Origin of the sequence: Stutzerimonas stutzeri (assembly GCF_002909485.1) — a bacterium.
GTDB lineage: Bacteria > Pseudomonadota > Gammaproteobacteria > Pseudomonadales > Pseudomonadaceae > Stutzerimonas > Stutzerimonas stutzeri_AH.
In genome coordinates this window covers 155,472-169,542 of record NZ_PPXG01000003.1, presented here as the reverse complement: position 1 = coordinate 169,542, position 14,071 = coordinate 155,472, and the positions used below count along the sequence as shown (strand labels likewise).

The following is a 14,071-nucleotide window of genomic DNA, read 5'->3' as shown; positions in this document are numbered from 1 at the left end:
AATGTCCAATAACAGTCAGTCAGCCCCCATTCCATCCAAGATGGCGTTCAGTCGAATCGATCGCCTTCCTGCTTATGTTTTCAATGTCACGGCGGAGCTGAAGCTCGAAGCGAGACGCAGGGGGGAGGATATCGTCGATCTCAGCATGGGTAACCCGGACGGCGCGACTCCAGCACATATCGTGGCAAAGCTCTGTGAGGTCGCTCAGCGGGACGATACGCACGGGTATTCGAGTTCAAAAGGCATTCCCCGGCTGCGCCGCACGATCACCCAGTGGTACCAGAGCAGATACGACGTCGAGATCGATCCGGAAACCGAGGCAATCGTGACGATCGGCTCCAAGGAAGGGCTGGCGCATTTGATGCTCGCTACGCTGGACGCCGGAGACACGGTGCTAGTGCCCAATCCAAGCTATCCGATCCATATCTACGGTGCGGTGATCGCCGGCGCTCAAGTTCGCTCCGTTCCACTTGTGTCAGGCGTGGACTTTTTCATCGAGCTGGAGCGGGCCATTCGTGAATCCATTCCAACACCGAAGATGATGATCTTTGGCTTTCCGTCGAACCCGACGGCGCAATGCGTCGAACTCGATTTCTTCGAGCGGGTGATCGCGCTCGCCAAGCAATACGGCATCTTGGTCGTGCATGATCTCGCCTACGCGGACATCGTGTTCGATGGCTGGCAAGCCCCCTCGATCATGCAGGTACCTGGAGCCAAGGATGTAGCAGTCGAGTTCTTCACGCTGTCGAAAAGCTACAACATGGCCGGATGGCGCGTTGGTTTCATGGTGGGCAATGCCGAACTCGTTAACGCCCTGGCTCGTATCAAGAGCTACCACGACTACGGCATGTTCACCCCGCTTCAGGTCGCCGCAATAGCGGCGCTGGAGGGGGACCAAAGTTGCGTGAAGGAAATCTCCAAAACTTACCAAGCCCGCCGAGATGTTCTGGTGTCTGGATTGCGCGCGCTCGGCTGGATGGTCGAGCAACCCAAGGCAACCATGTACGTCTGGGCGAAAATCCCTGAGCGATACCAACATCTGGGTTCACTGGAGTTCGCCAAAAAGCTGATGTCAGAAGCCAAGGTTGCGGTCTCTCCTGGGATTGGTTTTGGTGAGTACGGAGACGACCACGTCCGTTTTGCGTTGATAGAAAACCAGAGCCGGATTCGCCAGGCACTACGCGGGATTCGGTCGATGCTGAAGACGGATAGTGCTGTGTAACGCCACCTCACCTATCGCTCGCCCGCTATACAGAGGTTGAAAGCATATGGTTGATGGGGGTGCCACCTGGCACCCTCTCGCCAGCCTTTATCAAGGCAACGCCCATGTGCAGGTCTGTGCGGACGCAGCCCTTCATCTCTCAGTTGCTACAAGCTGCCATCTCCGGTCCGGTCGCGGTCTGCTACAACTTGGCTATCGAAACCTCGGTGGATTTGACGAATGCGATCACCTCGCTGCCGATACCCAACTCGAGCTCCTTCACCGAACGGGTGGTGATCACCGAGGTGACGATGCCGGCTGCGGTCTGCACGTCGATTTCCGATAGAACATCACCGTGAACGATTTCGCGAATCGTGCCCCTGAACTGGTTGCGTACGTTGATGGCTTTGATTGTCATGGTATTGCTCCTACTGAGTTGGATTGCTTCTCGCGTTCAAGTCAAAGCGCCCAGCGCAACTGCGTGGGCAAGGGGGAAACGGGTTCCGCTTGGGGCGGTAGCTCCGGCAGTGCCAGGACACGGTTGAGCACCTGTGCCTCCAACGCCGCGAGGGCAGCCGCGCCGCGATTGCGCGGGCGGGGGATATCAACAGTGAGGTCGAGGCCGATATGCCCCTCCTCGATGAGGATGACGCGGTCAGCCACGGCCACGGCCTCACTGACATCGTGGGTCACCAGCAGCACCGTGAAGCCATGCCGTTGCCACAAGCGCTCGATCAGTTGCTGCATCTCGATGCGGGTCAGAGCATCCAACGCGCCAAGCGGCTCGTCGAGCAACAGCAGCCGAGGTTGGTGAATAAGTGCGCGAGCCAGCGCCACGCGCTGCTTCTGCCCGCCAGACAAGGCTGCGGGCCAGTCGTTGGCACGCTCGGCCAGTCCGACCGCCGCCAAGGCATCGGTAGCTTTCGGTAGCCAGTCACCGGTAAGGCCCAGGCCGACATTTTCGATCACCCGCTTCCACGGCAGCAGACGTGCATCCTGGAACATCAACCGCACCTCCTCGCGGTGGTCAGTCAGGGGCGTGCCAGCGGAGGTGATCTCGCCGCGGCTTGGCTGATCCAGCCCGGCCAGCAGACGTAGCAGAGTGCTCTTGCCGCAGCCGCTACGACCGACTACAGCGACGAACTGCCCGGCGGGAACTCGCAGATCGATACCATTCAAGACGTCGCGTCGATCGAAGGCCTTGCCAATACCTTCGATGGCCAAGGGGATGCCTCGAGGAATGCAGTGCAGTGCGGTCATTGCCCACCTGCCTTGGCCTGATAGGCCGGGTGCCAGCGCAGCCAGGTGCGCTCCAACCCTCGCGCGGCGACATCGGCCAGCTTGCCTAGCACCGCGTAAAGCAGGATCGCCAGTACCACGACGTCGGTCTGCAGGAATTCCCGAGCGTTCATCGCCAGGTAGCCGATACCAGCGTTTGCCGAAATGGTCTCCGCGACAATTAGCGTCAACCACATAAAGCCCAGCGCGAAGCGCACGCCGACCAGGATCGACGGTAGCGCACCGGGCAGGATCACCTGGCGGAACAGCGCGAATCCAGACAGTCCATAGCTGCGCGCCATTTCCACCAGCGCCGGGTCGACGTTGCGGATGCCGTGATAGGTGTTCAGGTAAATCGGAAACAGCGTGCCGAGCGCAACGAGGAAGATCTTTGCGCTCTCGTCGATACCGAACCAGAGGATCACCAGCGGTATCAACGCCAAATGCGGGACATTGCGAATCATCTGCACCGAACTGTCGAGCAGGCGCTCGCCCCATTTCGATAGCCCAGTGATGAAGCCAAGCAGCAGCCCGATACCGCCCCCGATGGCAAAGCCGACGCCAGCGCGCCAGCCGCTGATGGCCAGATGCGTCCAGATTTCGCCGCTGCGCAGCAGCTCCCAGCCAGCGCTGAGCACTGCACTGGGCGCCGGAAGGATGCGTGTGGACAGCAACCCGAAAACCACAGCGCCTTGCCAAGCCGCAAGTAGCGCGACCGGCAACGCCCAGGGCGCCAGACGTTGCCCGAGAGAATTAAAGGTCATGGTTTGCTCCGCACTCCAAATTTCGATGACGTAAATGTTTTGCGCTCAGTCGGTGTCACCAACGAGTAGCGTTATTCCACCGTGGTCCCTGACAGCAGGCTGGGCCTTCACTTCGTAGAGTGAGCCTCAGCCCCCATGGCCTGGCTACCGCGGCGGCGGGCTGAAGCCCGCCCTGCCGAGCTCGTAAGCGTCAGCTTGCCGCGGCAGCCTTTGGCAGAATGTCGCTTGAGATCATTTCGCCAAACGGGCTGACATAGCCTCGGCTCTCCGGGCGTTGCGGCTGAGCGATATCCAGATGTGGGAACAGCAGCTCGGCAACGCGATAGCTCTCTTCCAGATGCGGATAGCCGGAGAAAATGAAGGTATCGATGCCCAGGTCGGCGTACTCCTTCACTCGCGCAGCGACCGTCGGGCCGTCACCGACCAGGGCGGTTCCAGCACCGCCACGCACCAGGCCGACTCCGGCCCAGAGGTTGGGCGCGACGACCAGCTGGTCGCGTCGTCCACCATGCAACGCAGCCATCCGTTGTTGACCCACCGAGTCGAAGCGCGCCAGCGAGGCCTGGGCCCTGGCCACGCTGTCGTCGTCCAGATGGCTGATCAGCCGGTCGGCTGCAGCCCAGGCTTCTTCGTTGGTTTCACGCACGATCACATGCAGGCGGATGCCGAAGCGTACCGTGCGGCCATGCAGGGCGGCGCGGGCGCGCACGTCGGCAATCTTTTCGGCCACCGCCTCAAGCGGCTCACCCCAGGTGAGGTACAGGTCCACCTGTTCAGCTGCCAACTCATGGGCCGCCTCGGACGAACCGCCGAAGTACAGCGGCGGGCGCGGTTGCTGAATCGGCGGATAGAGCAGCTTGGCGCCCTTGACCTGCAGATGCTTGCCCTCGTAGTCGACGGTTTCGCCCTCCAGCACGCGCCGCCAGATGCGGGTGAACTCTACGGACGCTTCATAGCGTTCGGCATGGCTGAGGTTGAGACCGTCGCCGGCCAGTTCATCCGGGTCGCCGCCGGTGACCAGGTTGAACAGCGCCCGGCCGTTGGAGAGCCGGTCCAGAGTCGCCGCCTGGCGCGCCGCCACGGTCGGCGAAATAATCCCCGGGCGTAATGCGACGAGAAACTTGAGGCGTTGCGTCAGCGGAATTAGCGATGCAGCCACCAGCCAGGAATCCTCGCAGGAGCGTCCGGTCGGGATCAGTACGCCGCCGTAGCCAAGGCGGTCGGCGGCCTGGGCGATCTGGGTGAGATATCCGTGATCGACGGCGCGGGCGCCTTCGGCGGTACCGAGGTACTTGCCGTCACCGTGAGTGGGCAGAAACCAGAAGATGTTCAGGCTCATGTATATGGCTCCGTGTTGCAATGGCCCGCCAAAGCGAGCCGGGAATGGGATGTCGTTTATTCCGCGTGCTGCGCGATGCTCTTTGGCGGCGTCCAGATCACGTCTTGGATGACGAGCCGTTTCGGAATGAGCCTGAGCTCGGTGAAGGTGTCGGCGATGTCCTGCTGCGCACGTATCACCGCTGGACCAATCGGCTTAGCGCCGTAGCCCTGGCGGATTACCGCCTTGCGGGTGATCTCGCTGGACAGGCCAAGCAATGGCGCCACCTGGGCTGTCGCCTCGTCGATGTTGCGTTCCACCCAGAGGCCGATATCTCGGATTTCCTCGATCAGCGTGGCGATCACTTGCGGGTGATCCTCAGCGAACGACCGTGCCGCCAGATAGAACTGATGGTTGCTGACAAGGCCCTGTCCGTCGCGCAGCGTGCGCGCCTGCAATTGCGCCTCGGCGGCCGCCTGGAACGGGTCCCAGATCACCCAGGCATCGACGCTGCCGCGCTCGAACGCTGCGCGAGCATCCGCTGGAGGCAAATACACCGGCTGCACGTCGCTATATTGCAACCCGGCGGATTGCAGCGCGCGCACCAGCAGGTAGTGCACGTTAGAGCCCTTGTTTAGGACGATTTTCTTGCCTTTGAGATCGTTCAGCGAGCGGATCGGCGAATCCTTCGGCAGCAGAATCGCCTCGCCGGAAGGCGCTGGCGGCTCGTGTGCCACGTAGAGCAGATCGGCACCGGCGGCCTGGGCGAACACCGGCGGCGTCTCGCCGGTAACGCCGAAGTCGATGGAACCGACGTTGAGCCCTTCGAGCAGTTGTGGGCCTCCCGGAAACTCGGTCCAGCGCACTTCGAATCCTTGCTTGGCCAGCTGTTTTTCCAGCGTGCCGCGCGCCTTGAGCAGGACCAGCGTGCCGTATTTCTGATAACCGATCCGCAGGACCTTTTCCTGCTTCGATTGGGCCTGGGCCTGGGTAATGGCGCCGAGGGAGATAGCCGCAGCAAACAGGGCGACCAGTCCTCGACGCAAGGTATTTGTGCGCATGGCACTCTCCTTGACAGTCTTGAGTTGGATTTACGACCTGCTTGCCCGTTGGCGGGCGAGTAAGGCGGGTTGCGGCACAGATGCCGCGGGGTACAGCTTTGCTACTTCAGTTTGAAATGTGCAGCGCCGCTAAATGCTCCAGCGCGCGCCGGTCAGGCTGGCATGCAACAACTTCGGATCGAGTGGCTGCGGCCGCCGGGCGAGCGCGGCGTACAACTGCTGCAGCGACTCCTCCAGACGCTCCTGCAGCTCGGGCGCCAGGCTGACTGGACGTTCACCTTCGCCATAGTGGATCTGGGCGTCTACGGCATACACGCCCTGGAGCATTTCCTGCGCCTTGAGTGCGGACAGCACCGGCTTGAGCGCATAGTCCACCGCCAGCATGTGCGCCACGCTGCCGCCGGAAGCCATCGGCAACACGACCTTGTGCGCCAGGGCGCGCTCGGGTAACAAGTCCAGCAACGTCTTCAATGCGCCGGAGAACGAAGCCTTGTACACCGGCGTGGCGATCAGCAGACCCTCGGCCGCCTCGACATGCTCAGTGAAACGCTGCACCAGCGGGCTGTCGAAGCGCGCATGCAGCAGCTCCGCAGCATCGAAGTCGCGTATGCCGTAGCTGACCACTTCGATGCCGTGTTCGCGCAGCCAGGCCCCGGCAACATCCAACAGCACGCCGGAGTGCGAACGCTGGCTGGGGCTGCCGGCAACAGAAACGACCAACATGCAGGTGTCCTTCTGGATCAGCGATTGGGCTGCGGAGTCAGCCGCAGGTATGGCTTCACGGCACGATAGCCTTTCGGAAAGCGCTGCTTGATCTCTTCCTCGTCCTTGAGCGAGGGCACGATCACCACTTCATCGCCGTCCTGCCAGTTGGCCGGGGTGGCGACCTTGTGGTTGTCGGTCAGCTGCAGCGAATCGATTACCCGCAGGATCTCGTGGAAATTGCGCCCGGTGCTCGCCGGGTAGGTGATGGTCAGACGCACCTTCTTGTTTGGATCGATGACAAACAGCGAACGCACCGTCAGGGTGTCGTTGGCATTGGGGTGGATAAGGTCGTACAGCTCGGAAACCTTGCGGTCGGCGTCAGCCAGGATCGGGAAGTTGACCCGAGTGTTCTGCGTCTCGTTGATGTCGTCGATCCACTTGATGTGCGAGTCCACCGGGTCTACCGAGAGGGCGATTGCCTTGACATTGCGCTGGGCGAACTCGTCCTTGAGCTTGGCGGTGAAACCGAGCTCGGTGGTGCACACCGGGGTGAAGTCGGCGGGATGGGAGAACAGTACGCCCCAGCTATCGCCGAGCCATTCGTGGAAACGAATGCGGCCTTCGCTGGAGTCCTGTTCGAAGTCGGGGGCGATATCGCCGAGGCGGATGCTCATCGTGTTTTCTCCTTTGCGTAAGTTGCTGTGTTTGCCAGTGGTACCAGCCGGCACTCAAGCGCTCCGGCGTGCCTGCTGCTCGATACGGTTTTGCAGGCGATACAGAAAAGCGAAGCCCTGCTCCCAGCGATGGTGACCGGAGGTGACATTGATATGCCCGGCGCCGGAAAGGATCGCAATTTCGCTGCCCCAGTCGCCGCCCATTGCGGCGGCTCGCGCGGCGCTGGAAGCGCTGTCGTTATCCGAGCCGACCAGTTGGCTGGCAAACGGCAGCGGCTGGCGTGAGATCGGCGCGAAATTTCGCAGGGGTTCCGGGCAGCCGCTGCGCTCGACATCGGCGGGCGCAACGAGCAACGCACCGCGAACCTTGCCCAGAAGCTCCAGCGGGGCCTGCGCCGCCCAGTGCGTAACCGTGATGCAGCCCAGGCTGTGCGCTACCAGAATGACCGGCTCGGCACTGGCGGCGACGCTGCGCTCGAGTTCGGCCACCCAATCCTCACGGCGCGGCGCTATCCAGTCGCGCTGCTCGACCCGAGAGCTGTTGGGCAGCGTGCGGTGCCAATGACTTTGCCAGTGCTCGGCGGGCGAGCCATGCCAGCCCGGCACGATCAGATAACGGATGGACTCACTGCGCATGTCGGCGCCTCCTGCAATTCATGGCGGCCAGTCTAGACAGCAGATTGACCAAATTAAAAAGAATAAAGAATTCTTTATTTATTCTTTTTAAATCTATCGGATCATCTGAAAACGAAACACGCTCTTATTCCATAAAAATATATAAATGTTCTTAAACAATATTTTTAAGAATATTTCGGCTGTCCCTATTATCCGCTCCACGCCTTGCTGGCTACGGCCGTTCCGGTCGTCACGAAAGGCTTTCACGGAGAACAGAAATGACCGCGACCATTCGCAACCTCGAGGGGCAGGACGAAGCCAGCATCCTGCGCGAGATCCACAGTGCCTTGAACGGCCTCAAGTTCGGCTCGGTGGAAATCACCGTGCACAACGGCCAGGTCGTGCAGATCGAGCGCAAGGAGAAGTTTCGCCTGCAGCCGACCGGCAAGCACGCCTGACCCCACTACCCATCCATCAGCCCGACTGGACCACCGGAGGGCGTGACCATGAAACGAGCCAAGACCATGAACACGCACCGGTACTGCAGCTGTCGTCCGCGAATGCGGAGCTACTCGAGTCACTGAAGACCACCTGACACAGGTAAACCAGGTTGCAACCGGCCCAGGCTGCTTCTGCCTCGCCCTGCCTGTCTTCCAGCGTTACTTCAGCGACCGCCCTGAAGCGCCAACACATACCAATTTAGTTTTTTCAGGAGCTGCACCATGTCCATTCGCCGTTTCGCGCTCGCCGCCCTGGCGAGCGCGCTTATCGGTGGCCACGCGCTGGCCGCCGATACCCTGCTCAACGTGTCCTACGACCCGACACGCGAGCTCTACGTGGAATTCAACGAAGCTTTCAACAAGCACTGGCAAGCCCAGGGCCACGAGCCGATCAAGGTTCAGCAGTCCCACGGCGGCTCCGGCAAGCAGGCCCGCGCCGTCATCGATGGCTTACGCGCCGATGTGGTGACGCTGGCCCTGGCCGGTGACATCGATGAGCTGCATCGCCTCGGCAAGCTGATCCCAGAGGATTGGCAGACCCGTTTGCCAGAAGCCAGCACCCCCTACACCTCGACCATCGTGTTTCTGGTGCGCAAGGGCAATCCGAAGGGCATCAAGGATTGGGACGATCTGGTCAAGCCGGGCGTCGAGGTGATCACGCCGAATCCGAAGACATCCGGCGGCGCACGCTGGAACTTCCTTGCCGCCTGGGCCTATGCGCAGCAGAAATACGGCACTGAGGAACAAGCACAGGAATTCGTCGGAACGCTGTACAAAAACGTGCCAGTACTGGACACCGGCGCCCGCGGCTCCACCGTTACCTTCGTCAACAATGGCATCGGCGACGTGCTGCTGGCCTGGGAAAACGAAGCCTTCCTGGCACTGAAGGAACAGGGCGGCGAAAACTTCGAGATCATCGCACCGTCGCTGTCGATACTCGCCGAGCCACCGGTCGCAGTGGTCGACAAGAACGTCGAGCGCAAGGGCACGCGGGCGGTCGCCGAGGCCTACCTGAACTACCTGTACAGCGAGGAAGGCCAGCGCATCGCTGCGAAGAACTTCTACCGGCCGCGCAACGCAAGCGTGGCGGCCGAGTTCAAGGATCAGTTCCCGGCGCTGGAACTGGTCACCATCGACGGAGATTTCGGCGGTTGGAAGACCGCGCAGCCGAAGTTCTTCAATGATGGCGGCGTTTTCGACCAGATCTACCAGACGCAGTAAGCCGTGGCTTCGTAGGGTGGATCGCGCTTCATCGATCCACCATCGCCCACCGGAGAGGGCCGCCGGTGGAAGTAAAAAGCGACTTCCACCCTACACGCTTCGCTTCAGCTGCACCTTACTCGGCAGTTCGTAGGGTGGATCACGCGTTACCGATCCACCATCGCTCCCCGCTCGGAGGGCGGTGGTGGACGTAAAAGGCGACTTCCACCGTACAGGCTGCGCTCGTGACGCCAGTCGCTCGAACAAAAGGCAACGTTCATGTCCCGATCTACCTCCGTCATACCCGGCTTCGGGCTGACGCTGGGCTACACCCTGGTGTACCTCAGCCTGTTGGTGCTGATTCCCCTGGGTGCGCTGTTTCTCAAGACCACTGAACTCTCGTGGGCGCAGTTCATCGCCATTATCAGCGCCCCGCGCGTGCTGGCGGCGCTCAAGCTGAGCTTCGGCACCGCCTTCGCTGCCGCCGTACTCAATGGCGTGATCGGCACGCTGCTGGCCTGGGTGCTGGTGCGCTATCGCTTTCCCGGTCGCAAGATCATCGAGGCGATGATCGACCTGCCGTTTGCCCTACCCACCGCGGTGGCCGGCATTGCGCTCACCGCGCTGTATGCGCCGAACGGGCCGATTGGTCAGTTCGCCACAGGGCTGGGCTTCAAGATCGCCTACACCCCGCTGGGTATCACCCTGGCACTGACCTTCGTCACCCTGCCCTTCGTGGTGCGCACCATTCAGCCGGTGCTGGCCGATATCCCGCGTGAAATCGAGGAGGCCGCGGCATGCCTGGGCGCCCGGCCGTTGCAGGTGGTCCGCCACGTGCTGCTGCCGGCTCTGCTACCAGCCTGGCTAACCGGCTTCGCCCTAGCCTTCGCCCGCGGTGTCGGCGAGTACGGTTCGGTGATCTTCATCGCTGGCAACATGCCGATGAAAACCGAGATCCTGCCGCTGCTGATCATGGTCAAGCTGGACCAGTACGACTACGCCGGCGCCACGGCCATCGGCGTGCTGATGCTGGTGGTGTCATTCGTCCTGCTGCTGCTCATCAACCTGCTGCAGCGCCGCATTGCGCGTTCTTGAAGAGGCCACCGAAATGACTTCCGCTTCCCTATCGGTGACCGCAAATACCACCGCCAATGCCACGCGCCGCGGCAACGCCCTCGGTCGTCGGCTGCTGATCATTGCCGCCTGGCTGGTCTTCGCGCTGTTCCTCTTGCTGCCCCTGCTGATCGTCGTCAGCGAGGCACTGAAGCAGGGCTTCGGCACCTTCTTCAGTGCGATCTTCGAGCCCGACGCCCTGGCCGCGCTCAAGCTGACATTGCTCGCCGTCGGCACCTCGGTGCCGCTGAATCTGGTATTCGGCGTCGCCGCCGCCTGGTGCGTGAGCAAGTACGAGTTTCGCGGCAAGAGCCTGCTGGTCACGCTGATCGACCTGCCCTTCTCGGTTTCACCGGTCATCGCCGGCCTGATCTACGTGCTCTTGTTCGGCGCCCAGGGCTACTTCGGCGAATGGCTGAGTGATCGCGACATCCAGATCATCTTCGCCGTGCCGGGCATCGTCCTGGCGACGCTGTTCGTCACCGTGCCCTTCGTCGCTCGTGAGCTGATTCCGCTGATGCAGGAACAGGGCAGTACCGAGGAAGAAGCCGCGCGGCTTCTCGGCGCCAGCGGCTGGCAGATGTTCTGGCACATCACCCTACCGAACATCAAATGGGGCCTGATCTACGGCGTGGTGCTCTGCACCGCGCGGGCCATGGGCGAGTTTGGCGCGGTATCGGTGGTGTCCGGCCATATCCGCGGGCTGACCAACACGCTGCCGCTGCACGTCGAGATTCTCTATAACGAATACAACCATGTCGCCGCGTTCAGCGTGGCCAGCCTGCTGCTGGCCCTGGCGCTGGTGATCCTGCTGCTCAAGCAGTGGAGCGAGTCGCGAATCGCCCGCCTGCACGCCAACGCCGAGGAATGACCATGTCGATCGAAATCAGCAACATCAACAAGCGCTTCGGCCAGTTCCAGGCATTGAACGCGATCAACCTACACATCCAGAGCGGCGAACTGGTCGCCCTGCTTGGCCCGTCCGGCTGCGGCAAGACCAGTCTGCTGCGCATCATTGCCGGGCTGGAAACCCCCGACAGCGGCAGTATCGTGTTCCATGGCGAGGACGTCTCCAGCCGTGACGTGCGCGACCGCAACGTAGGATTCGTCTTCCAGCACTACGCGCTGTTCCGCCACATGACCGTGTTCGACAACGTCGCCTTCGGCCTGCGCATGAAGCCGAAGAAACAACGGCCCAGCGATGCGGTCATCGCCGAAAAGGTGCATGAACTGCTCGGCCTGGTGCAGCTAGACTGGCTCGCCGACCGCTACCCCGAGCAGCTCTCCGGCGGCCAGCGTCAGCGCATCGCCCTGGCCCGCGCGCTGGCGGTGGAGCCCAAGGTGCTGCTGCTCGACGAGCCGTTCGGTGCGCTGGACGCCAAGGTGCGCAAGGAACTGCGCCGCTGGCTGGCGCGGCTGCACGAGGACGTGCATCTGACCAGCGTGTTCGTCACCCATGATCAGGAAGAGGCGATGGAGGTCGCCGATCGTATCGTGGTGATGAACAAGGGGGTGATCGAGCAGATCGGCACGCCGGCGGAGGTGTACGCCAACCCCGCCAGCGAGTTCGTCTACCACTTCCTCGGCGACGCCAATCGGCTGCAGCTGGACGATGAGCGCAGTGTGCTGTTCCGCCCGCACGAGATTTCCCTGAGTCGCGAAGCCGCCGCCGAGCACCTGGCCGGCGAGGTGCGCGACATCCGCCCGCTTGGTGCGCTGACGCGGGTCACGCTCAAGGTTGCCGGTCAGGCCGAGCCGATCGAGGCCGAGGTCGGCAACGACCACGCCAGTCTCATTGGTGTGCAACGCGGCGCGACGCTGTATTTCCAACCCAAGGGCCAATCGATCAAATCGGTGCAGCAGCTGCCCCCAGGCTAAATCGCTGAAACACATCGGGCGACGAAAGCGACTTGGCCTGGGCAGGTAACTGCCGCACCCTGTGGACAGTCGCCCTTTACAGCGAGACATCCCGATGCGTATCACCCTGTTCAGCAGCAAGCCCTACGACCGCGACAGCTTCCAGGCCGCCAATCAGGCCCACGGTTTCGAGCTGCACTTTCTCGAAGCTCGCCTCGATCCGGACACCGCCGCGCTGGCCGCCGGGGCCGAGGTGGTCTGTCCGTTCGTCAATGACGTGCTGTCGGCACCGGTGCTGGAGAAGCTCGCCGCTGGCGGCACGCGGCTGATCGCGCTGCGTTCGGCCGGCTACAACCACGTTGATCTGCCATGCGCCAAACGCCTCGGCCTGCCAGTGGTGCGGGTACCAGCGTATTCGCCACATGCGGTTGCCGAACATACGGTGGCGCTGATCCTCGCGCTCAACCGCCGCCTGCCACGGGCCTTCAACCGCACCCGTGAAGGCAACTTCTCGCTGCAGGGGCTGACCGGATTCGACCTCATGGGCAAGCGCGTCGGCGTAGTCGGCAGCGGGCAGATCGGCGCAGTGTTCGCACGGATCATGCTCGGTTTCGGCTGCGAGGTGCAGCTTTACGACCCCTATCCAAACCCTGAGCTGGAGCGCCTGGGCATGCGCTACGTGGCGCTCGACGAGCTACTCCGCAGCAGTGATATCGTCAGCCTGCACTGCCCACTCACCGCGCAGACCCACCATCTGATCAATCAGCAGAGCCTGGCGGCCATGAAGCCGCGCGCCATGCTGATCAACACCGGCCGTGGTGCGCTGATCGATACGCCAGCACTGATCGGCGCGCTGAAGAGCGGCCAGCTCGGCTATCTGGGTCTGGATGTCTATGAGGAAGAGGCCGGGCTGTTCTTCGAGGACCACTCCGGCCTGCCGTTGCAGGACGACGTACTGGCGCGCCTGCTGTCGTTCCCCAATGTAATCGTTACCGCGCATCAGGCTTTTCTCACCGAGGAGGCGCTGTCCGCCATCGCCGGCACAACGCTGGACAACGTTGCTGCGTGGCAGGCCGGGCAGAGCAGCAATCAGGTCAGCGACTAGCGCTTTAACGGCCCATCGAGTTGGCACAGGCGCGCTTCGAGCAGTGCGGGGAAGCGTTTGAACCAGGTCTGGTTCAGCGGCGAGGGATGCGGCAGCGGATGCAGGGTGAAGGTTCGGCTCCGGCCCTGCATATCCTGCAGCTCGACATCCAGGCTGGCCGTAAAGCGATCCTCACGCAGCCAGAAGGCCTCCAGGCGCTGGCGCTCGTTGCGCAGCAGGTCGATGCCGAACCAGAGGAAGGCCTCGCGGCCGAGCGTGACGATATGCCGTCCTCGCCAACTATCGACCAGCAGTTGACGCATCAGGGGATGAAAGCGCCGCTTGACCGCCATCGACCAGGCCTTGTTGCCGACCGGCTTGTACGGCACGGTGTTGATCCAGAAATAGTGCTGCCCGAGCGCCCGCCCCGCCTCGAAATCCGGCATCTCCTCACGATGCAGGTGGCGATAGAGCACGCGCCGGACGATTTGCCCGCCAGAGCCGATGAAGGGTTGGCCATGGCGGACCTCCTCGCGACCGGGGTCACGACCGAAAAAGCAGATCGGCGCGTCGGCATCGCCAAGGCCGACGATGGGCTCCAGCGGATCGCGGCCAAAAGCCTGGTAAACCTCCAGATCAATGCCTTCAGTCACGGCTGCGCATTCACGTAGCGCCTGGCGTATCTCGGTTGGCGGGGTCAT

Annotated in this window: 16 protein-coding genes; 7 read left to right on the top strand and 9 right to left on the bottom strand. The window is 62.2% G+C overall.

Annotation, left to right across the window (positions count from 1 at the left end; all coding sequences use genetic code 11):
- Position 1: 1 nt before the first annotated feature.
- A complete protein-coding gene (alaC, locus tag CXK91_RS08260) occupies positions 2–1,222 on the top strand; it encodes an alanine transaminase (RefSeq protein WP_258035663.1) in 1,221 nt (406 codons plus the stop codon).
- A gap of 181 nt (positions 1,223–1,403) precedes the next feature.
- Here the strand turns inward: alaC and CXK91_RS08255 are convergent, their stop codons facing one another.
- The 8 genes from CXK91_RS08255 to CXK91_RS08220 all read right to left on the bottom strand — a co-directional run bounded on the left by CXK91_RS08255 (position 1,404) and on the right by CXK91_RS08220 (position 7,637).
- Positions 1,404–1,619: a TOBE domain-containing protein gene (locus CXK91_RS08255; protein WP_103455686.1), complete on the bottom strand. Its 216-nt coding sequence runs from the start codon at positions 1,617–1,619 to the stop codon at positions 1,404–1,406.
- Positions 1,620–1,660: 41 nt separating this feature from the next.
- On the bottom strand, positions 1,661–2,461 hold the full coding sequence (ssuB, locus tag CXK91_RS08250; RefSeq protein WP_103455685.1) for an aliphatic sulfonates ABC transporter ATP-binding protein: 801 nt from the start codon (positions 2,459–2,461) through the stop codon (positions 1,661–1,663).
- Positions 2,458–3,243 (bottom strand): aliphatic sulfonate ABC transporter permease SsuC, encoded by a 786-nt coding sequence (gene ssuC, locus CXK91_RS08245; protein ID WP_103455684.1) that lies wholly within the window; start codon positions 3,241–3,243, stop codon positions 2,458–2,460. The genes ssuB and ssuC overlap by 4 nt, the downstream gene beginning before the upstream one ends.
- Positions 3,244–3,433: 190 nt before the next feature.
- Complete coding sequence (gene ssuD, locus CXK91_RS08240; protein WP_103455683.1) at positions 3,434–4,582, bottom strand: FMNH2-dependent alkanesulfonate monooxygenase; 1,149 nt, start codon at positions 4,580–4,582, stop codon at positions 3,434–3,436.
- Positions 4,583–4,638: 56 nt separating this feature from the next.
- A complete protein-coding gene (locus CXK91_RS08235) occupies positions 4,639–5,622 on the bottom strand; it encodes a sulfonate ABC transporter substrate-binding protein (protein ID WP_103455682.1) in 984 nt (327 codons plus the stop codon).
- 129 nt (positions 5,623–5,751) lie between these two features.
- On the bottom strand, positions 5,752–6,345 hold the full coding sequence (gene ssuE, locus CXK91_RS08230) for an NADPH-dependent FMN reductase (protein ID WP_103455681.1): 594 nt from the start codon (positions 6,343–6,345) through the stop codon (positions 5,752–5,754).
- A gap of 17 nt (positions 6,346–6,362) precedes the next feature.
- Positions 6,363–7,001 carry a peroxiredoxin gene (locus CXK91_RS08225; RefSeq protein WP_102826686.1) on the bottom strand — a complete coding sequence of 213 codons (639 nt, stop codon included), beginning with the start codon at positions 6,999–7,001 and terminating at the stop codon, positions 6,363–6,365.
- A gap of 54 nt (positions 7,002–7,055) precedes the next feature.
- The gene (locus CXK91_RS08220) at positions 7,056–7,637 is read right to left on the bottom strand and encodes an RBBP9/YdeN family alpha/beta hydrolase (protein ID WP_103455680.1); all 582 of its coding nucleotides are present in this window, start codon (positions 7,635–7,637) and stop codon (positions 7,056–7,058) included.
- Between the two features lie 257 nt (positions 7,638–7,894).
- Between CXK91_RS08220 and oscA the strand changes: the two genes are divergently transcribed.
- The 6 genes from oscA to CXK91_RS08190 all read left to right on the top strand — a co-directional run bounded on the left by oscA (position 7,895) and on the right by CXK91_RS08190 (position 13,391).
- On the top strand, positions 7,895–8,074 hold the full coding sequence (gene oscA / locus CXK91_RS08215; RefSeq protein WP_103455679.1) for a sulfur starvation response protein OscA: 180 nt from the start codon (positions 7,895–7,897) through the stop codon (positions 8,072–8,074).
- A gap of 264 nt (positions 8,075–8,338) precedes the next feature.
- Positions 8,339–9,337: a sulfate ABC transporter substrate-binding protein gene (locus tag CXK91_RS08210; protein ID WP_103455678.1), complete on the top strand. Its 999-nt coding sequence runs from the start codon at positions 8,339–8,341 to the stop codon at positions 9,335–9,337.
- 258 nt (positions 9,338–9,595) lie between these two features.
- Complete coding sequence (gene cysT / locus CXK91_RS08205; protein WP_103455677.1) at positions 9,596–10,411, top strand: sulfate ABC transporter permease subunit CysT; 816 nt, start codon at positions 9,596–9,598, stop codon at positions 10,409–10,411.
- 13 nt (positions 10,412–10,424) lie between these two features.
- Entirely contained in the window at positions 10,425–11,300 is an 876-nt protein-coding gene (gene cysW / locus CXK91_RS08200; protein ID WP_103455676.1) for a sulfate ABC transporter permease subunit CysW, read from the top strand.
- Between the two features lie 2 nt (positions 11,301–11,302).
- Positions 11,303–12,307: a sulfate/molybdate ABC transporter ATP-binding protein gene (locus CXK91_RS08195; RefSeq protein ID WP_103455675.1), complete on the top strand. Its 1,005-nt coding sequence runs from the start codon at positions 11,303–11,305 to the stop codon at positions 12,305–12,307.
- Positions 12,308–12,401: 94 nt separating this feature from the next.
- Positions 12,402–13,391, top strand: coding sequence for a 2-hydroxyacid dehydrogenase (locus CXK91_RS08190; RefSeq protein WP_103455674.1), 990 nt, complete (start codon positions 12,402–12,404; stop codon positions 13,389–13,391).
- On the opposite strand, the gene CXK91_RS08185 is transcribed toward CXK91_RS08190, so the two are convergent.
- Complete coding sequence (locus CXK91_RS08185) at positions 13,388–14,071, bottom strand: uracil-DNA glycosylase family protein (RefSeq protein WP_103455673.1); 684 nt, start codon at positions 14,069–14,071, stop codon at positions 13,388–13,390. The two genes, CXK91_RS08190 and CXK91_RS08185, sit on opposite strands and share 4 nt — an antisense overlap.